Annotated in this window: 26 protein-coding genes; 21 read left to right on the top strand and 5 right to left on the bottom strand. The window is 51.1% G+C overall.

The window, feature by feature from the left end:
* The 11 genes from infB to Q0Y65_RS15250 all read left to right on the top strand — a co-directional run.
* Positions 1-2,228: translation initiation factor IF-2 (infB, locus tag Q0Y65_RS15300; RefSeq protein ID WP_297961765.1), on the top strand; the 2,228-nt coding region annotated here is incomplete at its 5' end.
* Between the two features lie 46 nt (positions 2,229-2,274).
* Positions 2,275-2,838 carry a hypothetical protein gene (locus tag Q0Y65_RS15295; protein WP_297961763.1) on the top strand — a complete coding sequence of 188 codons (564 nt, stop codon included), beginning with the start codon at positions 2,275-2,277 and terminating at the stop codon, positions 2,836-2,838.
* A gap of 16 nt (positions 2,839-2,854) precedes the next feature.
* Positions 2,855-3,193 carry a 30S ribosome-binding factor RbfA gene (rbfA, locus tag Q0Y65_RS15290; RefSeq protein ID WP_297961760.1) on the top strand — a complete coding sequence of 113 codons (339 nt, stop codon included), beginning with the start codon at positions 2,855-2,857 and terminating at the stop codon, positions 3,191-3,193.
* Positions 3,194-3,205: 12 nt separating this feature from the next.
* The gene (locus Q0Y65_RS15285; RefSeq protein WP_297961757.1) at positions 3,206-4,156 is read left to right on the top strand and encodes a bifunctional oligoribonuclease/PAP phosphatase NrnA; all 951 of its coding nucleotides are present in this window, start codon (positions 3,206-3,208) and stop codon (positions 4,154-4,156) included.
* The gene (gene truB, locus Q0Y65_RS15280) at positions 4,156-5,049 is read left to right on the top strand and encodes a tRNA pseudouridine(55) synthase TruB (RefSeq protein ID WP_297961754.1); all 894 of its coding nucleotides are present in this window, start codon (positions 4,156-4,158) and stop codon (positions 5,047-5,049) included. The genes Q0Y65_RS15285 and truB overlap by 1 nt, the downstream gene beginning before the upstream one ends.
* Positions 5,050-5,053: 4 nt before the next feature.
* Positions 5,054-5,932: a riboflavin biosynthesis protein RibF gene (gene ribF, locus Q0Y65_RS15275; RefSeq protein ID WP_297961751.1), complete on the top strand. Its 879-nt coding sequence runs from the start codon at positions 5,054-5,056 to the stop codon at positions 5,930-5,932.
* A gap of 110 nt (positions 5,933-6,042) precedes the next feature.
* Positions 6,043-7,155 (top strand): ABC transporter ATP-binding protein, encoded by a 1,113-nt coding sequence (locus Q0Y65_RS15270; RefSeq protein ID WP_297961749.1) that lies wholly within the window; start codon positions 6,043-6,045, stop codon positions 7,153-7,155.
* Positions 7,155-7,874: an ABC transporter permease gene (locus Q0Y65_RS15265; RefSeq protein ID WP_297961746.1), complete on the top strand. Its 720-nt coding sequence runs from the start codon at positions 7,155-7,157 to the stop codon at positions 7,872-7,874. Before Q0Y65_RS15270 ends, Q0Y65_RS15265 begins: the two co-directional genes overlap by 1 nt.
* Before the next feature lie 29 nt (positions 7,875-7,903).
* Positions 7,904-9,619 carry a GldG family protein gene (locus tag Q0Y65_RS15260; RefSeq protein WP_297961743.1) on the top strand — a complete coding sequence of 572 codons (1,716 nt, stop codon included), beginning with the start codon at positions 7,904-7,906 and terminating at the stop codon, positions 9,617-9,619.
* Complete coding sequence (locus tag Q0Y65_RS15255; protein ID WP_297961740.1) at positions 9,616-11,124, top strand: DUF4340 domain-containing protein; 1,509 nt, start codon at positions 9,616-9,618, stop codon at positions 11,122-11,124. Before Q0Y65_RS15260 ends, Q0Y65_RS15255 begins: the two co-directional genes overlap by 4 nt.
* Positions 11,125-11,144: 20 nt before the next feature.
* Positions 11,145-11,426: a hypothetical protein gene (locus tag Q0Y65_RS15250; protein WP_297961737.1), complete on the top strand. Its 282-nt coding sequence runs from the start codon at positions 11,145-11,147 to the stop codon at positions 11,424-11,426.
* Positions 11,427-11,587: 161 nt separating this feature from the next.
* Here the strand turns inward: Q0Y65_RS15250 and Q0Y65_RS15245 are convergent, their stop codons facing one another.
* Both Q0Y65_RS15245 and Q0Y65_RS15240 read right to left on the bottom strand, forming a co-directional pair.
* Positions 11,588-13,243 carry a DAK2 domain-containing protein gene (locus Q0Y65_RS15245; RefSeq protein ID WP_297961734.1) on the bottom strand — a complete coding sequence of 552 codons (1,656 nt, stop codon included), beginning with the start codon at positions 13,241-13,243 and terminating at the stop codon, positions 11,588-11,590.
* 34 nt (positions 13,244-13,277) lie between these two features.
* Positions 13,278-13,637, bottom strand: coding sequence for an Asp23/Gls24 family envelope stress response protein (locus tag Q0Y65_RS15240; RefSeq protein ID WP_297961732.1), 360 nt, complete (start codon positions 13,635-13,637; stop codon positions 13,278-13,280).
* Between the two features lie 217 nt (positions 13,638-13,854).
* Between Q0Y65_RS15240 and Q0Y65_RS15235 the strand changes: the two genes are divergently transcribed.
* The 4 genes from Q0Y65_RS15235 to recG all read left to right on the top strand — a co-directional run bounded on the left by Q0Y65_RS15235 (position 13,855) and on the right by recG (position 17,363).
* Positions 13,855-14,076, top strand: coding sequence for a DUF4236 domain-containing protein (locus Q0Y65_RS15235; protein ID WP_297961729.1), 222 nt, complete (start codon positions 13,855-13,857; stop codon positions 14,074-14,076).
* Positions 14,077-14,085: 9 nt separating this feature from the next.
* On the top strand, positions 14,086-14,856 hold the full coding sequence (locus Q0Y65_RS15230) for a TIGR00282 family metallophosphoesterase (RefSeq protein ID WP_297961726.1): 771 nt from the start codon (positions 14,086-14,088) through the stop codon (positions 14,854-14,856).
* Between the two features lie 123 nt (positions 14,857-14,979).
* On the top strand, positions 14,980-15,240 hold the full coding sequence (locus tag Q0Y65_RS15225; protein WP_028519976.1) for a stage V sporulation protein S: 261 nt from the start codon (positions 14,980-14,982) through the stop codon (positions 15,238-15,240).
* 86 nt (positions 15,241-15,326) lie between these two features.
* The gene (gene recG / locus Q0Y65_RS15220; RefSeq protein ID WP_297961722.1) at positions 15,327-17,363 is read left to right on the top strand and encodes an ATP-dependent DNA helicase RecG; all 2,037 of its coding nucleotides are present in this window, start codon (positions 15,327-15,329) and stop codon (positions 17,361-17,363) included.
* A 241-nt stretch (positions 17,364-17,604) separates the two neighbouring features.
* Here the strand turns inward: recG and Q0Y65_RS15215 are convergent, their stop codons facing one another.
* The 3 genes from Q0Y65_RS15215 to rsmD are packed head-to-tail and all read right to left on the bottom strand — an operon-like array spanning position 17,605 to position 19,222.
* The gene (locus Q0Y65_RS15215; protein WP_297961719.1) at positions 17,605-18,096 is read right to left on the bottom strand and encodes a vacuolar-type H+-ATPase subunit H; all 492 of its coding nucleotides are present in this window, start codon (positions 18,094-18,096) and stop codon (positions 17,605-17,607) included.
* Between the two features lie 5 nt (positions 18,097-18,101).
* Complete coding sequence (gene coaD / locus Q0Y65_RS15210) at positions 18,102-18,593, bottom strand: pantetheine-phosphate adenylyltransferase (protein WP_297961716.1); 492 nt, start codon at positions 18,591-18,593, stop codon at positions 18,102-18,104.
* The gene (gene rsmD, locus Q0Y65_RS15205; RefSeq protein ID WP_297961713.1) at positions 18,590-19,222 is read right to left on the bottom strand and encodes a 16S rRNA (guanine(966)-N(2))-methyltransferase RsmD; all 633 of its coding nucleotides are present in this window, start codon (positions 19,220-19,222) and stop codon (positions 18,590-18,592) included. Before rsmD ends, coaD begins: the two co-directional genes overlap by 4 nt.
* A 227-nt stretch (positions 19,223-19,449) precedes the next feature.
* Here rsmD and Q0Y65_RS15200 point away from each other — a divergent pair, with 227 nt between their 5' ends.
* From Q0Y65_RS15200 to Q0Y65_RS15175, 6 genes are read left to right on the top strand one after another with little or no spacing between them, the layout of a single operon-like run.
* Positions 19,450-19,833: a GntR family transcriptional regulator gene (locus tag Q0Y65_RS15200; RefSeq protein ID WP_297961710.1), complete on the top strand. Its 384-nt coding sequence runs from the start codon at positions 19,450-19,452 to the stop codon at positions 19,831-19,833.
* A complete protein-coding gene (locus Q0Y65_RS15195) occupies positions 19,826-20,704 on the top strand; it encodes an ABC transporter ATP-binding protein (protein WP_297961707.1) in 879 nt (292 codons plus the stop codon). The genes Q0Y65_RS15200 and Q0Y65_RS15195 overlap by 8 nt, the downstream gene beginning before the upstream one ends.
* Complete coding sequence (locus Q0Y65_RS15190) at positions 20,705-21,475, top strand: ABC transporter permease (protein WP_297961704.1); 771 nt, start codon at positions 20,705-20,707, stop codon at positions 21,473-21,475.
* A complete protein-coding gene (locus Q0Y65_RS15185; protein ID WP_297961701.1) occupies positions 21,475-22,212 on the top strand; it encodes an ABC-2 transporter permease in 738 nt (245 codons plus the stop codon). The genes Q0Y65_RS15190 and Q0Y65_RS15185 overlap by 1 nt, the downstream gene beginning before the upstream one ends.
* Complete coding sequence (locus tag Q0Y65_RS15180; protein ID WP_297961699.1) at positions 22,202-23,068, top strand: CPBP family intramembrane glutamic endopeptidase; 867 nt, start codon at positions 22,202-22,204, stop codon at positions 23,066-23,068. The genes Q0Y65_RS15185 and Q0Y65_RS15180 overlap by 11 nt, the downstream gene beginning before the upstream one ends.
* Positions 23,069-23,088: 20 nt before the next feature.
* On the top strand, positions 23,089-23,748 hold the full coding sequence (locus Q0Y65_RS15175) for a flavodoxin family protein (protein WP_297961696.1): 660 nt from the start codon (positions 23,089-23,091) through the stop codon (positions 23,746-23,748).
* Positions 23,749-23,968 lie beyond the last annotated feature (220 nt).

Raw genomic sequence — 23,968 nt, 5'->3', positions numbered from 1 at the left:
AGAAGCAGGAGGCTGCTCCCGTAAAGAAGGCCGAGCCCGAGAAGAAGCAGGAGGCTGCTCCCGTAAAGAAGGCCGAGCCCGAGAAGAAGCAGGAGGCCGCTCCCGTTAAGAAGGCTGAGGAAAAGCCTGCCGACGTGAAGAAGCAGGACAAGAAGAAGGATAAGAAGAAGGAACAGGCAAAGGCTCAGGACAGAGGCGAGAGAACAAAGTTCAACGCAACCATCAGCTCCGAGACCGCCCAGACCTCCACTCAGCGCAGAACAGTGGATACAAGAGGAAGCTACGTGGATCTCGACAAGTACAACGAGAGATACGACCAGATGGCTACCTCGAACAAGCATAAGAACGACAATTACTCTTCCAAGAAGCAGAAGATAAACCAGAAGTCCGCTCAGAGGAACCGCCAGCAGTTCTCCAAGAAGGAGTCGGAGGCTGAGAAGCTCAAGAGGCTGGAGCTGGAGAGAGCAAGAAAGCAGCAGCTGAAGGTGCTCATTCCCGACAGCATAACAGTGGGCGAGCTGGCCACACGTCTGAAGGCTACTGCTACAGAGGTCATCAAGCAGCTGATGAAGCTGGGTGTTATGGCTTCCATAAATCAGGAGATAGACTTTGATACCGCTTCTCTCGTTGCAGAGGAGATGGGCGCAAAGGTAGAGAAGGAGGTCATCGTCACCATTGAGGAGCGTCTTATCGACGATACCGACGACGACGATACAAACCTTCAGCCCCGCTGTCCCGTTGTTGTTGTCATGGGACACGTTGACCACGGTAAGACCTCCATACTTGACCGTATCAGAAACGCTCACGTTGCCGCAGGCGAGGCAGGCGGAATCACACAGCACATCGGTGCTTATCAGGTGAATATCAACGGACAGGACATCACCTTCCTGGACACTCCCGGACATGAGGCCTTCACATCAATGCGTGCAAGAGGCGCCAATATCACCGATATCGCTATCCTCGTTGTTGCAGCGGACGACGGTATCATGCCCCAGACAGTAGAGTCCATCAACCACGCGAAGGCAGCAGGCGTTTCCATAATCGTTGCCATCAACAAGATGGATAAGGAGGGCGCTAATCCCGACCGTATCAAGGAGGAGCTCACCAAGTACGACCTGGTATGCGAGGACTGGGGCGGAGACGTTATCTGCGTTCCCGTATCCGCAAAGACAGGCCAGGGCATTGACGACCTTCTGGAGAATATTCTCCTCGTTGCCGAGATAAAGGAGCTGAAGGCCAACCCCGACAGACTTGCAAAGGGTACTGTCATCGAGGCCCGTCTCGACAAGGGCAGAGGTCCTATCGCTACACTTCTCGTACAGAACGGTACTCTCAGACAGGGCGATGTTCTCATCGCAGGCACAGCAGTAGGCCGTGTAAGAGTAATGACAAACGACAAGGGCAGAACAGTCAAGTCGGCAGGCCCTTCGGTGCCTGTTGAGATAACAGGTCTCGCCGAGGTCCCCAGCGCAGGCGATATCTTCAACGCTGTTGAGGACGAGAGACTGGCAAGAGAGCTGGTAGAGCAGAGAAAGCACGAGCAGAAGCAGGAGCAGTTCAACGCTTACCGCAAGGTAACTCTCGACAACCTGTTCAGCCAGATCGCCGAGGGCGAGATCAAGGAGCTGCCTATCGTTGTAAAGGCAGACGTTCAGGGCTCTGTTGAGGCTGTAAAGCAGTCGCTGGAGAAGCTCTCCAATAACGAGGTAAGAGTAAGAGTCATCCACGGTGCCGTAGGTGCCGTAAAGGAGAGCGACGTTATGCTGGCGAACGCTTCAAATGCCATCATCGTCGGCTTCAATGTAAGACCCGATCCCGTTGCCGCAGAAAATGCAGTGCGCGACGGCGTGGATATCAGGCTCTACCGTATCATCTACGACGCTATCGAGGAGATAACCACCGCCATGAAGGGTATGCTTGCTCCCAAGACCCGCGAGGTGGAGCAGGGCCGCGTAGAGGTACGTCAGGTATACAAGATCTCAAACGTTGGTATGGTAGCGGGAAGCTATGTACTCAGCGGAAAGGTAACAAGAGGCAGCAAGGTCCGCGTTGTGCGTGACGGTATCATCATCGCTGATGACGAGATCGCAGGACTCAAGCGCTTCAAGGACGATGTAAAGGAAGTTGCGGACGGATACGAATGCGGTATCAGCCTCGAAAAGTTCAGCGACGTCAAGGAAGGCGACATCTTCGAGACCTATATCGTAGAGGAGTACCGTGAAGATTAACCACCGATCCTAATAATTTCAATCAATGATAAAGGGGGAAGTTCTAATGGACAACAGCAGAATGAGTACTGCGGATATGCTGCAGTACTGCAACGAGGCACTGGCATGGGACGATTTCGGACCTATCGATATCTTCTTCTTTGAATCTGTAAAGAAGATCCTTCTCGGTCAGTGCAGTGCAATGGAGGAGCCCGAGGAATACGCAGATGACCTTATGGGTATCGAGCGCCCTGTGCGCGACGTAGAACTCGAGCCCGAGTACGGCAACTATGCCGATATCTACTACGGCGAGGAGGGCGACGAGGAGATCCCCGACTACAGCCGCAGTCCCGAGGATGAGGCGTTCTCGGCAGAGATGTTCGGCGGCGGCTTCTTCGCCGAGGAGGAGACAGCAGCCGGGGAGGCTAAGCCCGATACCGCTGCCGCGCCCGGAGAGGCTGAAGCAAAGGAGGCTGAGGCCGAGCCGGAGAAGAAGGCTCCCGCCAAAAAGGGTACAAAGAAATCCGCTTCAAAGAAATCTGCAAAGAAGACCTCAGAAAAAGCAGGCAAGGCTGCCGAATCCGAAAAGCATGAGGAGACAGCAGGAGGCGGCTTTACTGTAAAGCTCTGACACAGAAAGGAATAAAATGCCTAATTTCAAGAACAGCCGTATGGCTGAAGATATAAAACGTGAAATGACCGCCATTCTCCGTGAGCTGAAGGATCCCAGGATAGACAAGATGCTCACAGTTGTGAGAGCCGATCTTTCAGGCGATATGTCAAGCTGTAAGATCTATGTCTCAAGCTTTGAGGGCATGGAAAGGTCAAAGGAGTCCGTCGAGGGACTGAAGAGCGCCGCAGGCTTCGTAAAGCGCGAGCTCTTCCACAGACTCAAGATGCGCAAGGCTCCCGAGCTCACCTTCATCGCCGACAACTCCATAGAGAGAAGCGCGGAGATAAGCAGGAAGCTCCATGATCTGCTGTAAGGAGGACTGGGAATGTTCATCGGTTTCAGTGAAGCTGAGCTCTTCCTCAGAAACTGCGAGGACGCGGTGATAATCACTCACCGCAATCCCGACGGAGACTGTATAGGTGCAGGATTCGGTCTGAAGGATATACTTGCTCAGCTGGGCATAAGGAGCAGGGTGGTCTGCCATGACGGCTTCCCTGCACGCTACGGCTTCCTCACAAGCGAGGGAGCAGGCGAGGAGTTTGAGCCTAAGACTGTGATCGCAGTGGATATCGCCGACGAGAACCTTATGGGCGACTATAAGGATATCTACGGCGGAAAGGTACAGCTCTGCATAGATCATCATATCTCAAACAAGAATTACGCGGAGAAAACTCTCCTCCGCGGCGACGCTACCGCTGCCTGCGAGATAATATACGATCTCGCGCAGTACATGGGCGTGAAGATAACGAAGCACTGTGCCATGTGCCTGTACACCGGCATTTCCACGGATTCAGGCTGCTTCAAGTACGACTGCACCACTCCCCGCGCTCATGAGATAGCGGCAGAGATGATGCGCAGCTACGATATCAATTTCGCAAGGATAAACCGCTATATGTTCGACGTCAAGTCCATGGGCAGGCTGAAGCTTGAGGCTAAGGTCAACGAGCTCATGGAATACTGCCTGGGAGGCAAGCTGGCCATTGCTGCCGTTACCCAGGAGATGATGAAGGATATGGGCGTCTCTATGGAGGAGCTGGAGGGCTTCGCTCCGCTGACCATACAGCTGGAGAACACAGAGGTGGGCATACTTATGCGCGAGCGCGAGGACGGGGTATACAAATGCTCATTCCGCTCGGCAAACGATGTCAATGTGTCTGTGATATGCCAGTCGATAGGCGGCGGCGGTCACGCAAAGGCTGCGGGCTGTACCATAGACGGACCTCTCGGCGAGGCAAAGAAGCAGCTCATCGCAGCTGTTGAAAGGGCGCTGAGCTGATGAACGGTATCCTCTGCGTCAACAAGCCGCAGGACTTCACTTCGTTTGACGTTGTGGCCAAGCTCCGCGGCATACTACAGATGAAAAGACTGGGTCACGGCGGCACTCTCGACCCTATGGCTACGGGAGTTCTTCCCGTTTTCGTGGGGAATGCCACCAAGGCCTGTGATATAATGCCCGACAATACCAAGAGCTACCGCGCAGGCTTCCGTATGGGAGCCGTATCCGATACCCAGGACGTATGGGGACAGGTGCGTGAATGCCCGGACAAGGCCGTGTGCCGCGGACAGATAGAGGCTGTTATACCCGATTTCACAGGGAGGATAATGCAGCTCCCGCCGATGTATTCGGCTGTTCAGGTCAACGGTCAGCGTCTCTATGACCTTGCAAGGCAGGGCGTGGAGGTGGAGCGTCAGCCCCGCGAGATAGAGGTGAGCTCCCTTGTGCTGGAGGAGTACGACGACAGCAGCCGCGAGGGCGTGCTGTCCATAGTATGCGGAAAGGGCACTTATATAAGGACTATTATCAGCGATATCGGCGAGAAGCTGGGCTGCGGAGGCATTATGACCTCTCTGGTCAGGACATCGTCGGGAGGCTTTACCCTTGATGACTGCCATACCTTTGAGGAGATACAGCAGGCAAGGGACGAGGGCAGGCTGGAGGAGCTCATACTCCCCATAGACCGCGTCTTTGAAAAGCTTCCGAAGCTGAGACTGGGCGAGGCTCAGACAAGAATGTACAGAAACGGCGTAAAGCTGGATATATCAAGAGTCCGCGGCATAAGCAGAGAGGCGGAGCAGTACGGCGTGTACGGCTTCGACGGAGCTTTCATCGGCACCGCCTTTGCAGACTTTGAGGGCGGAGTGCTCAGAGTGGGAAAGAATCTGGGGTGACGGCATGAAAAATGTAAGAACTGCCGCTGCGCTGGGGCTTTTCGATGGCGTTCATCTCGGCCACAGAGCAGTGCTGGCGGCTGCCGCAGAGCAGAAAGCCAGGGGGCTTGTGCCCTGCGCATTCACCTTTCCGCCCGAGAGCACCGCTGAAAAGGGTGCGGCGGGATATATCTACAGCAGCAGCGAGAAAAGTTTCATAATGACGGAGAGATGCGGCATCGAGCGTATCTTCTCGCCGCCCTTCGCAGATGTCTGCGGCATGGACGGGGATACCTTCGCAAGGGAGGTGCTCCGCGGTGAGATGAGGGCTGAGTTCGTATGCTGCGGCAACGATTTCCGCTTCGGCAGGGGAGCTTCCTGCGGTATCGCGGAGCTGCGCGGCTTCGGCGCGGAATACGGCTTTGAGGTGCTGGCAGTGGACGATGTTCTCTGCGGCGGAGAGAGGGTGTCATCTACTCTTATACGCAGCCTCCTGGAAAAAGGAGAGACGGAAAGAGCGAATGAATTCCTCGGCGAGCCCTACATCATTATGAAGAAGGTAAGCCGCGGCGCTCAGCTGGGACGCACTATCGGCTTTCCTACAGCAAATCAGATCTTTGACAGGGGACAGCTCGTGCCAAGATACGGCGTTTACGCTTCGGCGGCCGTTGTGGACGGGAAACGCTACCCCTCGGTAACGGATATCGGCATGAAGCCCACTGTGGATTACGGCGGCGCTCCCCTTGCCGAGACATACATACACGGATTTTCGGGAGACCTTTACGGAAGTCCGCTGAGAGTGGAGCTCATAGGCTTCATACGTCCCGAGATGAGATTCGGCTCCATTGAGGAGCTGAAGGCTCAGATAAAGGAGGATATGAAATCGGCTCTTAATATATTGTAAAAAATTCGCAGTGCTTTCACTCTGTTATCACATACAGGTATTAACATAGTAAAGGCTGTGAAATAAGCGGCTTTGTGCCGCAACATACGCAATAAGGAGGGTAATACCCAATGATAGAGGTCAGGAACCTTACTAAAAAGTACGGCGACAAGCTTGCCGTGAACGATATCAGCTTTAAGGTCGAAAAAGGCGAGATACTCGGCTTCCTCGGACCTAACGGTGCAGGAAAATCCACCACCATGAATATGCTGACAGGATATATTTCGTCCACATCGGGCGAGGTGCTCATTGACGGCATCGATATCCTGGAGGAGCCCAAGAAGGCAAAGTCAAAGATAGGCTATCTTCCCGAGATACCGCCCATATATATAGATATGACCGTTGAGGGCTACCTCAGCTATATCTATGACCTGAAAAAGTGCAAGCTCCCCAGAAAGGCTCACCTGAAGGACGTCTGCAATCTCTGCAAGATACAGGACGTTAGAGGCAGGCTTATCAAGAACCTTTCAAAGGGCTACAGACAGAGAGTCGGCCTTGCACAGGCGCTTATCAACAATCCCCCTGTGCTCATACTCGATGAGCCCACGGTCGGTCTCGACCCCAACCAGATCATCGAGATAAGAACTCTTATCAAGAAGCTGGGCAAGAGACATACGGTTATCCTTTCGTCACATATCCTCCCCGAGATACAGGCGGTCTGTGACAGGATAATCATTATCAACAGAGGCGAGGTGGCTGCCGACGGTACTGCCGACGAGATCGCCAAGAACATCACCAACAAGCACAAGATGACTCTCCGCATAGAGGGTCCCAATCATACCGCAGAGGACAAGCGCGTCATCGCCGAAGCCATAAGACAGATCGACGGCGTAAAGTATGTCCGCGCAGATATGGAGCGTGAAAAGGGCGTCTACGACTACGACGTTGAGACCGACGGCAAGACCGATGTCCGCCGCGCTATCAACAAACTCTGCATGGATAAGGGCTGGAATATCCTTATGCTCCAGCTCTCAGACCTCACCCTTGAGGATATCTTCCTCAAGATCACTATGGACGAGGGCCTTGACAAGGCAGGCTCCGCAAAGAGCGACAAGTCAAAGCCAAGGATCGACCTGAAGACGTCCGCCGACGGAAAGCTCAGCGCTGTTCAGGAGGACGAGGAGGAGACAGAAAATAGCTTCTTCTCCGAAGAAAGTGATGAAAATGACGGAGGTGAGGAATAATGCTGGCAATTTACAGGCGCGAAATGGGCGCATTCTTTACATCAGGCGTGGCATATGTATTTCTTGCCGTGTTCTGGCTTTTCTCCGGCTTGTTCTTTTACGGCGGAGTTATAGGAAGCGGCACTACTGATACGTCGTCGCTGTTCGGTTCAATGTTCCTGATCGTTCTTTTCTCGGTGGCAGTTCTCACTATGAAACTGCTCAGCGAGGAAAAGAAGAACAAGACAGACCAGGGACTCCTTACAGCTCCCATAAGTCTGTGGGATATCGTTCTCGGCAAGTATTTCGCAGCTCTTACGCTGTTCATAATCGCCGAGTCAATAGTATTCGTTTACGCATTCATACTCAATTATCTGGGAGACGTTCTCTGGACGCCTCTCCTCGGAAACTATTTCGCAATGTTGTTCCTCGGTGCAGCCTTCATAGCTGTTGGAGTGTTTGTCTCATCCCTTACCGAGAACCAGATGGCTTCCGCAGTATTATGTATACTTGCCCTTCTCGGTCTCTACCTTTCCGAAATGTTCGTTTCGGGCTTTGAGAACGGCAACAAATTCCAGAAGGCAGTTTATTTCGTAGTATCCAAGATCTCATTCTATTCAAGATACATCGAATTCACAAGGGGAGTATTCAGCCTTCCCAGTGTTGTTTTCTTCATCAGTGCAGCCTTCCTCTTCAACTTCTTCACCGTCAAGGTGCTTGAGAAGAGACGCTGGAGCTGATCTAACAGGAAAGGAAGGTTTTGATACAGATGAGTAAGAAAGAGATCGACGAGAAGAAGATCAAAAAGACCGTCGATGAAGTTAAGGATACGGCGGAAAAGGTAAAGGACAAGACCGATAAGGCTAAAGAAGCCGCAGAGGATACTGTTGAAGCTGCGGATATTGCCGTGAAAAAGGCAAAGAACTTCAAGAAGCTGAAGTACGGCACCATGTTCTATATTGTGATTGCTCTTGTTACAGCGATAGTGGTTGTACTCAACGTTATCGTGAATATGATAGCAAAGCGTTCACCCTTAAAGATAGATATCACTCCCGATAACAGATACGAGCTCAGTGAAGAGTCTATCAACGCCGTAAAGTCTCTCGACAAGGACGTTGATATTACTGTTACGGCTGTAAGGGATTACTTTGAGGCACTTGGAAATAACTATGAGAGCAACTATGCCGCAAGCGGCATTCCCGTAGAGATACCTCTGGAGATAATTCCCGAGCTTCTTGAAAAGTATTCCATATATGCAGAGCAGGGCAATGGAAAGATCAATGTAAAGTATGTTGATCTTAACAAGGATCCCGATCTCATTGACAAGTACAAGAAGTATTATAACGGTGATATAGGCACAGGATCTATCATTGTTTCATCCGGTGAGAGGGTAAGAGTATTCACCGAAGATGAGGTTCTCGGAATGCTCAGCCCCGATCAGACTGCAATGCAGGCACAGCAGCTGAAGCTGAACTTCACAGGTGAGAGCTCTCTCACTTCGGCTATCACCAGCGTTACAGATGCTCACCCCGTAAAGGTGGCATTTGCTTCAATGATGAACGGCGCAAGCCTGTTCGACGAGCAGAGTTATTCTGACGCTGCCTATACCTTTGAGGATGAGCTCCTCATGAAGAACGGTTACGACTGTACCGAAATAGACATCAGTACAGACGAGTTAAAGCCCGAGGACTATGATATGGTAGTTGTATTTGCTCCCTCTGTGGACTTCAACGAGAATATCATCCAGAAGCTCAGCGATTTCCTCTACAATGACGGAAACTACGACAAGAACATGGTCTATGTTCCCGACGGTTCAAAGACAAATCTCCCCAATATCGATGAGTTCCTTGCCGACTGGAGCATAAAGGTGGAGAACCAGCTCATATATGACGATGAGAACTCTATAGGCTCGGATATGTTCGGCAGACGTCAGGTACAGAATATCATAGCTGATATCAGCTCTCCCGAGGACGTGGGAACTCTTCCCAGCGAAAAGCTTGAGATCGTTGCTCCCGCTTCAAGAGTGCTCTCTCCCATATCCAAGAATAACGAGGATATCGTTACAGAGGTGCTCAAGTCAAGGAATACTTCATATACCATTGATATGGACAACTACGATCCCAACGATCCTCAGTACGGCGAGAATAGCGCAAGGACTATGGTAATGCTCTCCAAGAAGCAGCGTGCCGACGAGTTCGAGCGCCATACCAGCAGCCTTCTCGTTGTAGGAAGCGCAGGTATGTTCAACAACCAGCTCATAGTACAGAACACATCATTCAATAACGCCAGCGTACTTATCAACATCATGAATACCATGACAGGCAAGGAAGCAGGCGTCGTTATCCCCGACAAGAACCTCCAGAGCTCATTTATCGCTCCCAAGGCAAGCCAGATGAAGAAGATACACGTCGCTGTCGTATGGATAATACCTGCTCTGGTAGCAGTTGTAGGCATCGCAGTTCTTTTAAGGAGACGTAATAAATGAAAAAACAGGCTAAGGGGATCATTGCTCTCAGTGCGCTGCTTGCAGCCATGCTGGGAGGCGGCTACGCCTATATGAAGTTTGCACCCGAAAAGGACGACGGCAGCAGCTCAATGGTGCTGCTGGCTACACAGGCTGCGGGACAGGGAACTGTTCTCGTCAGCGACAACGGCGCAGAGGGTGTGGTAAAAGAGGCTGTAGTAAAAAACGAAAAGGACGAGATAAAGGTGGTAATGAAGGACGGCCCCGATGAAAACGGGACCGGCGCCACCTATACTCTCAAGGATTATACAGACCTTAACGTGAATACCTCTGTTGTGGGTACTCTCGTTAACAACGGCAACGGTATGCAGGCTCAGGCGCTTATTGCGGAGGACTGCACCGACCTTGGCAAATACGGCCTTGCAGACCCGCAGGCAGAGGTGGAGTTCACCTACGAATCGGGAACCAAGGTAAAATTCTATATCGGCGACAAGGTACCGTCAAGCGATACGGTATACGTCAGGGTAGAGGGCAGCAATGACGTTTACTCGGTAAACAGCTCTACTGTTGCCAATTACTCAAAGACCAACAAGGAGCTTATCGAAAGGACTATCCTCAAAAAGCCCTCGGACGACGAGTATCCTATCATCAAGAGTCTCAGGATAGAGCGCAGAGACATGGACGAGGATATGCTCATTGAGTATGACGAGGCAGGTCAGGACGCTCATTCGGGCGGCACATCTGCTTCTCATATCATGGTGGAGCCTGTTGAGAGCTACCTTGCCGTTGAGAAATCAACGGATATAACCAACGGTATGTTCGGACTGACCTCCTCGGGCATCTACGTTCTTCACTGCAAGGAGGCGGATATCGCGGAGGCAGGCCTCAGCGATCCCTTCTGCAAGGTGACCATGGAGTGCGACGACGGCAATACCTATGTTCTGCTGCTCAGTGAGATATTCACCGACGAGAGCGGCAGCAAGTGCAGCTACGGCATGATGGAGGGCGGAAATGTTATCTACACCCTCTCCGTTGACGACGCCAAGTGGCTGACTGTACAGCCTATTGATATCTGTTCCAGACTGCTGATAACCAACTATGTATGGAACATCACCGATCTTTCCGTAAGCGGCGGCGGAGGCAGCTATGACTTCAACATTGCGCTGAAGGAGGGCGATAAGATGCCCGAGTCTCCCAAGGCAGACGACTTTGTCGTAAGAAGGAACGGAGACGTGTTCGACACCGAGCGCTACAGGACCTTCTATTCCTTCCTGGCAAGCACCAATGCGGAGGAATTCGCCATCGGAGTGCCTGTTCCCCAGGGAGAGCCTGCGGCCAGCATAAAGATTGCGGATTCGTATTCGGGAAAGACTACCACATATGATTTCTATGACGATACGGTACTGCGTTCGCTTATCGTCGTAAACGGCGAGAGCAAGTATTACTGCACAAAGTCGTATGTGAAGACACTCATAGACAATATCAAACGCATAGACACGGGAGAGGATTACATCAGGACCTGGTAATATCCCCAAGGAGGTATATAATGAGCGAGAAATTCAACACATATAAGGGCTACCCTCTGGTGAGGAACGGCAACCAGATTTATTACGGTTATATGTCAGACCCCTTTGTTATCTTCATTCAGATACTTGAAACAAAGGAGGAGAACGGCCGGCAGGTGACATCAAAGGTGAGAGTCGTACAGATGGACACCAACGAGCCCAACCCCCTGAAGGCCTTCGTCAAGAACGCCGAGAGAGAGTGCGGTCTCTACGAGGCTCTTGATATCGCCAGCGTATGGCTGGAAAAGGCGCTTAAAAGCTGAGTATAAGGCAGGAGCCTCCCATAAAGGGAGGCTCCTGATTTTTTTCATTATTCGCAAAGGGCCTGACAGTAAGCAGACCCTGCAAGGCACAAAAAACTCCCGAAGTTGCAGCTTCGGGAGTTGATTTTTTACGGGAGTAAATTATTGAGCTTTTTCAATACTCACTCGATGGAGATTATGTAGTAGTATACGGGCTGACCGCCGTTTACCAGCATTACCTCTATCTTGTCGCTGAGCTTGGACTGTATGAACTTCTGAAGCTGCTCGGCGTTCTCCTCGGGCACATCTGCGCCGTGGATAAGTGTCACATAGCTCACATCGCCCTTGGCCAGCTTCTTTACCAGTTTGTATGTAGCCTTGTTGATGTCGCGCTCTGTGAATGACAGCTTGCCGTTGTCAAGGGCAAGTATCTCGCCCTCCTTGATCTGGTGACCCTCAAACTCCGAGTCCCTTGCGGCAAAGGTGATAAGACCCGTGGAGACCTTCTCGAAGGCCTTTGTCATATCTATGCGGTTCTCGTTGAGGCTGCGGCTGTCGTCAAACGCCAGCATTGCGGCGATACCCTGGGGTATAGTCCTTGTCTGGAGCACGCAGACCTTTCTGTCCGTGAGCTTCACGGCCTGCTCGGCAGCCATGATGATGTTCTTGTTATTGGGAAGCACGAACACGGTATTTGCGGGAGTTTTCAGTATAGCGCGGAGAATATCGTCGGTAGAGGGGTTCATGGTCTGACCGCCCTTTACCACAACGTCCGCGCCCAGGTCTGTGAACATTGCCTCCAGGCCGTGACCTGCGGCAACTGCCACAAAGCCGAACTCCTTCTCGGGCTCTGCGGGGGTGAGACCCTCCTCGGCAGCCCTTGCGTCCTTGACCTTGTTCTCGTGCTGAATGCGCATATTCTCTATCTTGGGACGGGGATCGTTGATGAAATGGCCGAACTCCAGACCCTTCTGAAGAGCATTGCCGGGATTGTCCGTATGAACGTGTACCTTGATTATCTTCTCATCGTCAACTACTACCACGCAGTCGCCGATGGTCTCAAGATAGGCGCGGAGCTTGGATACGTCGGGACAGTTATCGTCCTTTTCCAGCATGAACTCCGTACAGTAGGTGAAGGTGATGTCGTCGTCATACTCGCTTACGGCTGTTCTGAATGAGTCATTCTGGTTCTCCTGGGGAGCGGGAGCCTCATCGGGCTCGGCAATGGCACCGCCTGCGAAGACATCAGTCATAGCGCGGAAGATTATGCACAGACCCTTGCCGCCTGCGTCAACTACTCCTGCCTTTTTCAGCTGAGGGAGCATATCTGTGGTCTTTGCAAGAACAGCCTCGGCCTCGGTGCAGACCTCCTGCCAGAAGGTGACCTCGTCGTTGGTTTCGAGAGCTATTTCCTTTGCCTTTGCGGCAGCAGCCTTGACTACCGTGAGGATAGTGCCCTCAACAGGCTTCATGACAGCCTTGTATGCAGCCTCAACACCGTACTGGAGAGCGTCCGCGAAATTCTCGCAGCCTGCCTCGGTACAGCCCGAAAGCCCCTTTGAAAAGCCTCTGAATATAAGTGAAAGTATTACGCCTGAGTTTCCTCTTGCGCCTCTCAGAAATGCGGAAGCCGCAGTTGATGCCACCTCTGATACGGGAGCCTTGTCGTCCAGTCTTTTCAGCTCAGCAACGGAATTGCTGATGGTCATGGACATATTCGTTCCTGTATCGCCGTCGGGAACAGGGTAAACGTTCAGCTCGTCTACCTCCCGCTTCCTGTTGGTAATGGTGATCGCAGCGGAAATAACAGCGTCTCTGAGTAAAGAACCGTGTATCACAGTAAAGTCCTCCAATTCTATATGACGGTTTGCCTTATGCGTTCATTTCGTCAACAAATACATTGACCTTGTGTACGTCTATCCCTGCAGCTTCCTCTACAGCGAAGCTGACCTTGTGGGTGATGCTGCTTACGGCAGCGGTTATGTTGGTGCCGTAGGTGACCTTGATATGCAGGTCGATTATGAGACCGCCCTCCTTATCGGTGCGGATCATAACGCCCTTGTTCTTTCTGAAGGCCTTTCCCGCTGTAAGAGCGGAAACAGCAGAACGGAAGGTGCTTACGTTGCAGACGCCTGCAACACCGAAGCAGTCTGTGACAGCGTGCTTTACCAGTTCGGTGAGGTAATTCTCCGAGATAGTGATCTTTCCGATATGATTTTCAAAGCCTACCATAGGTCATCACTCCTTTTGTAAAATGGGCTGCGGCTTATACAAAGGCCGCTATCCTAATAATTATATCACAAACGGAACGGTTTTACAATACCTGCGGCAAAATAATAATGTGAAAAATTGTCTGATGTACAGGAAAAATTTCTGATTTGTATTGATTATCATGATTTTTTGTGTTATTATAGTCATATAATACATGACCTGCAAGGGAGGTAGCATTATGGGTTTTCATTTCAGGAAAAGCATAAAGATCGGAAAATTATTCAGGTTCAACAAGAACAAGAAGGGCGGAAGCATCTCCATCGAAGGCCCCAAGATCGCCGGCAAAAAGGTCAAGGTAACGGTAAATAACAAGAAAAAAGCTACAGTAAGCCTTCAGGGCACAGGTATCTCCTACGATACCGACCTGAGCGGCAAAAAGAAGAAAACAGACAAGAAATAACGGAGGAATATGAAAAGACTTCTCTTTATCGGCGACGTTGTGGGCAGAGCAGGCTGTGATTTCCTTACGGAAAAGCTTGGCGGCATAAAGCGTCAGCACGGTATCGACATAACTATAGTAAACGGTGAGAATTCCGCACAGGGCAACGGCATAACCCGCGCGTCCGCCGATATGCTGGTGAGAGCAGGCGCGGATATTATAACTACGGGCAACCATGCCTTCCGGAGAAAGGAATCCCTCGATATATTCGACGAGGAATACATCGTCCGCCCTGCCAACTACCCCGAGGGGGGCTGCGTGGGCAGCGGCGTGAGAGTGCTGGATATGGGGGCTTTTTCCGTGGCTGTCATAAACCTTATGGGCACGGTGTATATGGACCCCCTGGACAACCCCTTCACAAAGATAGACCGGCTCCTTGAGGGCCTGGATACTCCCAATGTATTCGTTGACTTCCACGCCGAGGCCACCTCGGAGAAAAAGGCCATGGGACATTATCTCACAGGCAGGGTAACGGGAGTTTTCGGCACCCATACCCACGTTCAGACCGCAGATGAATGTATACTCGGCGGACATACCGCATATATTACCGATGTGGGAATGGTGGGCCCGGAGTTGTCATGTCTGGGCGTTGACATCGGTCCTACGGTGGAAATGTTCCGCTTCCGTATGCCCGTAAAGTTCAGTACTGCGGAGGGCGCCTGCTTCCTTTGTGGAACAATAGTCGATTTTGACGAAAAAAAAGGCAAATCGCACAAAATAGATAGAATAATTATAAGATAGTCTACAAAGTTTACCGCAGGTACTTGCATTTTTCGCACTTATATTGTATAATACAATTGTACAATAGCCTAAAGGCATTTGACAATAAACGTACAAATATTTTTAACAGGAGGGTTATTTGTCATGGAAATTCTGAAAGTATCATCACATTCGTCACCGAATTCTGTTGCCGGTGCTATAGCCGGAGTGATTAGAGAGCAGAAGGCTGTTGAGGTTCAGGCAGTTGGTGCAGGTGCTGCTAATCAGGCGATAAAAGCGATCGCCATTGCAAGGGGATATCTGGCACCTATCGGAATCGATCTTATCTGCATTCCTGCTTTTGCGAACATCACTATCGACGGTGAAGAGAGAACCGCTATCAAGCTTATCTGTGAGCAGAGATAATCGGTAAAAAACCATTGGGCGGACTGTTGTCCGCCCTTTTTTATGCTTTCGGAAATGAGCGGGAGCCGCTCATAAAGGAGAACTATATGCCAACTACACTTTTCAGCGATATAGAATACCTCAGGGGCGTGGGAAAGGCGCGGGGCGAAAAGTACCGCAAGCTTGGGATAAACTCGCCCTATGAGCTGATATACCATATACCAAGAAGCTATCTGGATTTCCGCACCCATGTGCCTGTGGCCCAGGCTGTCCTGAACGAGTACAACGTGCTGAAACTGACTGTATTCAAAAAAATGCCGCCCCAGCGCATAAAGGGCGGACTTGTCATATGCAAGGCCGCCGCTTCCGACGGCACCGATGATATCCTCATCGTTGTGTACAATAACGTTTACTACTTCCAGGCTCTCAAGGAGGGCGGCACCTATTATATGTACGGTAAGGTGTCGGGAAATTTCCTCCGCAGGGAGATAAGCTCCCCTGTGTATATCAGCGCGGAGGAGCAGGTGCTCATCCAGCCTATATACCGCCTGACGCAGGGACTTTCCGTGAATATGGTGCGCACCAATATGCGACAGGCTCTGGAGATAATGCGCCGCGAGCCCTTCGAGACCCTGTCCGGTGATATACTGCGGAAATACGACCTTGCTCCCCTGATGTGGGCGCTGGAGAACATACACTTCCCCGGGAGCGAGCTGGCCTCGGAGACCGCAAGGCGCAGACTGGCCTTTGACGAGCTGCTGAAGCTTCAGATAGGTATGTCGATGATGAAGTCACGCAGCAGGAACAGCACCGCCTATAAAATGGATCCTGCCGTTGATGTGGAGGAATTCACGGAGGGATTGCCCTTTGAGCTCACCGACGACCAGAAAAAGGCGGTGGGGGACATAGTCGGCGATCTTTGCCGCGACGTGCCCATGAACAGACTGCTTCAGGGCGACGTGGGCAGCGGAAAGACTGCCGTTGCTGCGGCTGCCTGCTATTTTGCGGCGAAAAACGGCGTCCAGTCCGCCCTTATGGCGCCTACGGAGATACTTGCCGCACAGCACTTCCGCACCCTCAGCGGATTCCTCGAGCCCTTCGGCGTAAATGTATGCCTGCTGACGGGCTCCATGACCGCAAAAAAGAAGGCGGATATCCGTGACAGGATAGCCGCAGGCGAGATAGATGTGGTGGTGGGTACTCACGCCATAATCCAGAAGGACGTGGAGTACAGGTCACTGGGGCTTGTCATAACCGACGAGCAGCACCGCTTCGGCGTGGCGCAGAGAGCAGCTCTTGCGGAAAAGGGCGACGCTCCCCACAAGCTGGTAATGTCGGCAACTCCCATACCCCGTACACTTGCACTCATTATCTACGGAGACCTTGATATATCGGCAATAACTCAGCTCCCCAAGGGCAGGAAGCCCGTAAAGACCTACGCAGTTACGGGAAAGCTGCGCAGCAGAGCCTTCGGCTTCGTCAGGGAGCGCCTTGACGAGGGACGTCAGGCCTATGTGGTCTGCCCCATGATAGAGGAGAGCGAAAGCGAGCTCTTTGCGGTGAAGACCTACGCGGAGAATGCCGCCAACGGTGACCTGAAGGGCTATACCACGGCGCTGCTCCACGGAAAGATGAGAGCCGCCGAGAAGGACAGGACCATGAAGCTCTTCCGTGACGGCGGGATACAGGTGCTTATCTGCACTACCGTTGTGGAGGTGGGCGTGGACGTGCCCAATGCGGCGGTGATGGTCATAGAGAATGCGGAGCGCTTCGGCCTGTCGCAGCTCCACCAGCTCCGCGGACGAGTGGGCAGAGGCAGCTTCGAGAGCAGCTGCATACTAATAACCGACAACACCACCGAGGACTGCGTGAAGCGCATGAAGATAATGTCCTCCACCACGGACGGCTTTAAGATATCCGAGGAGGATCTGAAAATGCGCGGCCCCGGAGACTTCTTCGGCAGCGCACAGCACGGTCTGCCGCCGCTTAAAATAGCGGATATCGCCTGCAATATGGAGCTGATGAACCGTGCGCAGGCCTGTGCAAGGGAGCTACTTGAGGACGATCCGCTGTTGGAAAAGCCGCAGAACCGCGCTCTGAAAATGGACGTAATGCGCCTGTTCAGCAAGGACATAATTGGATAAACGCTAAAAAGGCAACTTAGCGCATACGCGCTAAATTCTGATTTATATCAGCTACAAAAGTACTCCCCGCGTCGAGGAGCAACTGCCCTTTCGTTGATACACGGACGTCTTAGCGCCGCCGCTCGCTCAGCGGCAAATTATGATTTATCATAGTAGCTGAATAAACACAATGCCCCTGAGCGCTTAAAATGCTCAGGGGCAAAATTCTGCATGATATAACGGCTGTGATTGCCGTTTTTTATTACATTATATCGTTCTTCTTGTCGTTCATGCCGAGACCTGCGGAAGCTGTGCTGCCGATCTTGCCCTTTACGACCTTTATGCTCTGGAGGTTCCTTGAATAGTAATTCTCGGTGTCGTTGAGCATCTTTGCCACGGAAGCAGCTGCGTTCTGCTGGAGGTTCTTGGCAGCTGTCTGTGCCTTGGTGAGCATATCCAGCGCCTTCTTCTTGGCCTCTGTAACGATAGCCTCTCTTGAAACTATCTGAGCTGCACGCTCCTCGGCCTTGCGGATAATGCTTTCCGCATTGAGCTTTGCCTCGTTGAGGATACGCTGGCAGTCGAACTCGATCTTCTTTGCTTCCTTGAGCTCGTGAGGCATATTCAGACGCACGTCATTGATGAGCTCTCTCATCCTTTCGCCGTCTATTACCTTCTTATGTGATACGAATGGTACTGAGGACGCCTTGTCGAGAAGTTCGTCCATCTCTTCTAAAATCTCATCAATGCTCATAGTGATTACCTCTCCTTAATTAGTCTTTGTTTTATATCGCCGAGTATCTCCTCGGGCACAAAATGGCTTATATCACCGCCGAAATAGGCTATCTGCTTTACCAGGCTGGAGCTGAGATACATATTCTCCGTAGCAGTTGTCAGGAAGACCGTTTCCGCACCTGCATAAAGCTTTTTATTGGCCAGCGCCATCTGGAACTCATACTCAAAGTCGCTGACGGCACGCAGTCCCTTTACTATGGCAACTGCGCCCACGTTCCTGACGTAATCCGCAAGGAGCCCGTCAAGTATGTCTATGACCACGTTGTCAAGATCTCTTGTGACCTGTTCTATCATCAGCATACGCTCCGTAGCCGTGAAGCTTGGCTGTGCCTTGCCTGCGTTCCTGGATATCAGAACTATGACCTTGTCGAAGAGCTTGGAGGCTCTTGTGATGATGTCAAGATGTCCCAGGGTAACAGGGTCGAAGCTTCCGGGGCAAACGGCTATCCTTCTCATTCCTCAGCCACCTCCTCGGCAGGTTTGCAGAATATTGAGACATTGATCTTGCCGTAGCGATAGGTCTTTCTCAGCTTCATTCCCTCGGGAGCCGCGGGCTCCTCCGCTTCTTTTTCGTATTCACAGATTATAAGGCCGCCCTCCCTGAGCTTCTTTGCTGCGAAGGGAAGGATATTGGCGATGTGGCTGTGTCTGTAGGGCGGATCGAGGATTATCAGATCGAAGGTCTGTGACGTGAGCTTTATATAATCGTAGCTGTCGCGGTTTATGACCTCTGACTGACGTTCAAAGCCTGTATTGCGCAGGTTCTCGTTCACACATCTGATGGAACGGAGCGAGCTGTCGATAAAGACGGCGTGGTCTGCTCCGCGGCTGAGGGCCTCTATGCCCATCTGGCCGCTTCCTGCGAACAGATCGAGGACTCTTGCCCCCTCCAGTTCAAACTGAACGGCTGAAAAGATGCCTTCCTTTACCTTGTCGGCGGTAGGTCTCACATCGAGCCCCTCCGGCGCCACAAGTTTGCGGCCTCTTGCAATGCCTGTTATCACTCTCATGTTATGTTGCTCCGAAGCCGCAGAGTTCACTGCGGTTTCCGCATTTACGGCATACGGATGCCGAATTATATACATTATTCATTATATATTATTTTTTGCGGCTTGTCTATATTATTTCTTAAAAATAGGCGATTTTAACTAAAAAAACGCAGTTTGCTTTGTCTATCATATACACATATTCAAATTTACCGGCTTTCTTTGAAATTTGCGGGAGATTTTTTTCAAAAACCTCTTGACAAATGTATATACCGGTGTTATAATGTGTATAATGTATATATACAATCATGATCATGAGGTGTACTATGGATATTATTATAAGCAATTCTTCGGGAGAGCCTATCTATCAGCAGATATCCTCGCAGATAAAAGGTCTTATCCTGAACGGCGCTCTGAAAGCAGGGGACGCTCTGCCTTCCATGCGCACTCTTGCACAACAGCTCCGCATAAGCGTTATCACTACGAAACGCGCTTATGAGGACCTTGAAAGAGACGGCTTCATCGAGTCCTATACGGGTAAGGGCAGCTTTGTCAAGGGGCAGAATACCGAGCTTCTCCGCGAGGAGTACCTGCGCCAGACCGAAGCCCTGCTCACTCAGGTCTGCGATAAGGCCAGACAGTGCGAGCTAAGCCTTGACGAGCTGAAGGAAATGCTCGAACTGATCTACGGAGGAGCAGAAAATGAATGATTACGAAAACGCTATAGAAATAAAGGACCTTACCAAGAGGTATGACGGATTTACCCTTGACAAGGTCAGCTTCGATGTGCCCAAAGGAAGCATCATGGGCTTTATCGGGCAGAACGGCGCAGGCAAGACCACTACCATAAATGCGCTGCTGAATATCGTGAAAAAGGACGAGGGCGAGATACGCTTGCTCGGGCTTGACCACGAAAAGGACGAATACGAAGCAAAAAAGCAGATAGCCGCGGTGTTTGACGAGCTGCCATTTGACGACAGGCTCAACGCCATAGCTATGGACAAGATACTCCGCGAGGTGTTCGGGGAGTGGAGCAGCGATACCTTCTTCGGCTATATGGACCGTTTCTCACTGCCGAGAAAGAAGAAATTCGGCAAGTTCTCAAAGGGCATGAAGATGAAGCTCCAGATAGCTGCTGCGTTGTCCCATAACGCAAAGCTCCTCATCATGGACGAGGCCACAACAGGTCTCGATCCTGTTGTAAGAAACGAGATACTGGATATATTTCTTGAATACCTCCAGAACGAGGAGCACTCTATCCTTATGTCCTCACATATAACCTCAGACCTTGACAAGGTAGCCGACAGCGTTACCTTCATAGACAAGGGAAAGGTGCTCATAAGCGGATACAAGGACGATATACTCTGCAGCCACGGCATACTCAAATGCACTAAGGACGACTACAGGGACATAGCCCCGGAGGATATCGTCAGCGCAAGACTTACGGACTTCGGTGCGGAGGTCATGGTCTCGGACAGAGATGCCTGCGGTAGAAAGTATTCGGGAGCGGTCATTGATCCCGCGACTCTTGAGGATATAATGATATACTATGTCAACCGCGGCAAAAAGGAGTGGAGATGAATGAAAGGTCTTATCTATCGTGAATTCTATCTCAGCCGAAAACCCATACTGCTTATGCTTGTGACATATGTTCTGTTTGTAATGATGTTGTCGCTTGTTATTATAAGTACATATGCAGGCAATCTTGCAGACGATCCCGAGGTCGGTGATATGCGCGCATATCTCAATTCCGAGATGTATCTGTATGCGGGATTGATCGGTATAATAGGCGCAGTATACGGACATAACGACATTATCGAAAAGGACTACAAGTCACGCTGGCAGCTCTATTCCTATACCATTCCCGTGAACGAAAAAAAGATAGCCGCTTCAAAATTCATTGTCCGCGGTATACTGTTGCTTTCGGGCTTTGTGCTGGCAGTTCTTGCGGATGTCATATTCTCTGCGGCGGCAAAGGAGCCCCTGAGTTTTGGGCATTTCAAGAATATCCTGATACTGCTGTTCGGCTACGGAGCTGTATGCTTCTTTGATATACCCATGATGCTGAAGCTGAAGACCCAGATGAAGAATGCAGCTGTAGGTCTGGCCATAGTCACACCTTTGATGGCGGGCTTTATATACGGCTCATACAGATTCGTAAAGTTCTGTTCTGCCGAGGCGAAGAGACTCTATCCGGGTATGGACAGCGACGCTGCCATAAAAGAGGTAGCTATGCCTTACATTCATAAATGGCGCGATGCACTGGTATGGATAACACCTGTTGCTGCGGTTGTCGCGATAGTGCTTTTATATTTCATGACCGTAAAGGAACTGAAAAGGAGGCGTTACTGATGACGGGACTTCTTTACAGGGAGCTGAAGCTGAACTGGGTGAAAATGATAGGTTTTGCTTTCGGCATGATGATATATCCTGTTCTGTTTACGGTGATTTTTGCAACGGACTCCGGAGAAATGGACATCATGACGGGCAGGCTCAGCATTCTTATGTTTGGTATGGCTGCGTTTATCGCCTTTCTGGTGGGCGGAGTGTTCCAGGACGCCATGTTCAAGGACGACGAGCGAAAGAAATGGGCTTACTATATCACCTCTACTCCTACGGGCATAAAGGGATATATGGGCGCAAAGTATCTTATCGCGCTGTTCTGGTCAATGCTGACTGTGACGCTTCTGGTGCTCTGCAACAGTATCGCCGCCGACGCCAATCTTGAGATAGTGGACGCTACGGCGGTATATACAGCTTTTTTCTGTATACAGCTTTTCCTGCGTGCTGTGGAGTTCCCTCTTATGGCACGTTTCGGCGGAAAAACAGGCAAGACGGTGAAGATAGTCATTCTGGTGGCACTTGCCATGGCGGGGGTTGTATACTTCCTTTTCGGTGATACCTCTGTATTTGCGGATATGGATTCCTTCTGGGAAAAGGTCATATCGGCGGTAGAGGATCCCGCGTCAATGAAAAAGCTCTGTTTTGTCGCAAGCATACTTATGGCTGCTGTGCTGCCTCTGTACTACCTTTCCTACAGGCTTTCCGTAAAATGGTATCTGAAGGGAGCTGAGAATTATGCCAGGTAAGAAGAAAACTCTGCTTCGTATCGCATTGTATCTGGTATTTGCATATGTGCCTGTCTATATTATCTGCATAGCCTTATCGGACAAGCAGGGCGGAGTCAGAAGCGCCTTTGCAGGCGGCACTCTTATGCTCTATCCTGCCATTGCGGTGATAATAACAAGGCTCATAACGAGAGAAGGCTTCCGGGGCTCGTTCCTCGGAGCAGGAAAAAGAAACAGCGGTAAATACTACGCTGCCGCCGTGATATACCCCATAGCCCTTCCCCTTGTCAGCGGCGTGCTGCTCCACCTTTTTATAGTAAAGAACGGAAGTATAGGCGACAGCCTGTTTGCCGGCGACGGTATCATCACGGCGACTCAGCTGCTGACGGCTCCTGTTGCGGCCGTTGCTCTGGCTTTACACGGCCTCGGTGAGGAGCTGGGCTGGAGAGGCTATCTCACGCCCAAGCTTGAGGAGTTAATGCCCACACCTGCCGCGGTAGTTGTTACGGGCGTAATATGGGCGCTCTGGCACGGACCTCTCCTTGCATACGGCTACGACTTCGGCAGGGACTACAGCTTCTATCCCTACGGCGGCTTCATAGCGATGATAGTCATGTGCATAGCCCTTTCGGCTTTTCTCACATGGCTCACCAAGAGGACGGAGTCGGTCTATCCTGCGGCGCTGTGTCATATGATAATAGACATGACGCTCGCGGGCGAGCTGGGAATGTTCGCCGTAAAGGCAGACGGTACTCCCTTCGAGTACCGCGTGTCCGGCTTCTGGGTGCTGATACTGTCGGTATTCCCCGTTATAATAGTGATCGGTACTGTATGTATGATCCTGCTTTGCAGTAAGAAAAAAGCTGCTGCCGAGTGATGAACAGGGAGTGAGAACGGATGAGGATAATAGTGATAAACGGCAGTCCGAGAAAAAACGGACTTACAGCGGCGTTCCTTCACTGTATGGAGACAAGGCTGAAAGAAAAAGGTGCCGATGTGACATATTATGATCTGTCAGAGCTGGATATCAGACCTTGTGCAGGGTGCTGCTCATGCTACAGGAGCGGCTGCTGCATATATGATGATGATGCCGAGAGACTCTCGGCGGAGACGGGTGACGCGGACGGTATCGTTATAGGTTCGCCCACCTATGCCAGCAATGTTTCGGGACTGATGAAATGCTTCATTGACAGAGGGCATTTCGTTATAGAGCAGCTACTTCACGGCAAGTATGCGGTAACTGTTGCCACAGGTGAGAATTATGGCAGCAGAGACGCCTCGGCTGTGCTGAACAGACTGATGACCTACTCCGGCGCGTATCTCAGCGGAAGGGTGGTATTCAACGCTCCGTTCGGCTCGGCGGATATCGACAAAGCGAAGGCGGAAAGGACTGCGGACAGTTTGTATAACGATATATCAAAGAAGAAAAGCTTTCCTTTCCAGTGCCTGAAGCACGGTATCATTTTCGGAGCAGGCATACGTCCTTTTGTCAGAAAGAAGGGAGAACTCTACCGCGGAGTAACAGAAAAATGGAAAGCGGCAGGAATCTGCAAATAAAAACACGGATCCTCTGAGCGGCGGCATTCCTGCTCAGAGGATCTTGCGGTAAATAGGGGAGTAAAAAGCCCTGCGAAAAAAATCTCAAAAAAATTTCAAAAAATGCTTGACAAACTCTTTTTCCTGTGGTATAATTATTTTCGTCGCCAAGGATAAGGCGTCTGCAAAGTGGGGGTTTAGCTCAGCTGGGAGAGCATCTGCCTTACAAGCAGAGGGTCAC

The sequence above is a fragment of the uncultured Ruminococcus sp. genome (assembly GCF_947301925.1).
Lineage (GTDB): Bacteria > Bacillota > Clostridia > Oscillospirales > Ruminococcaceae > Ruminococcus.
The sequence above is the reverse complement of the archived record's forward strand: the minus strand, read 5'-3'. Positions and strand labels throughout refer to the sequence as shown.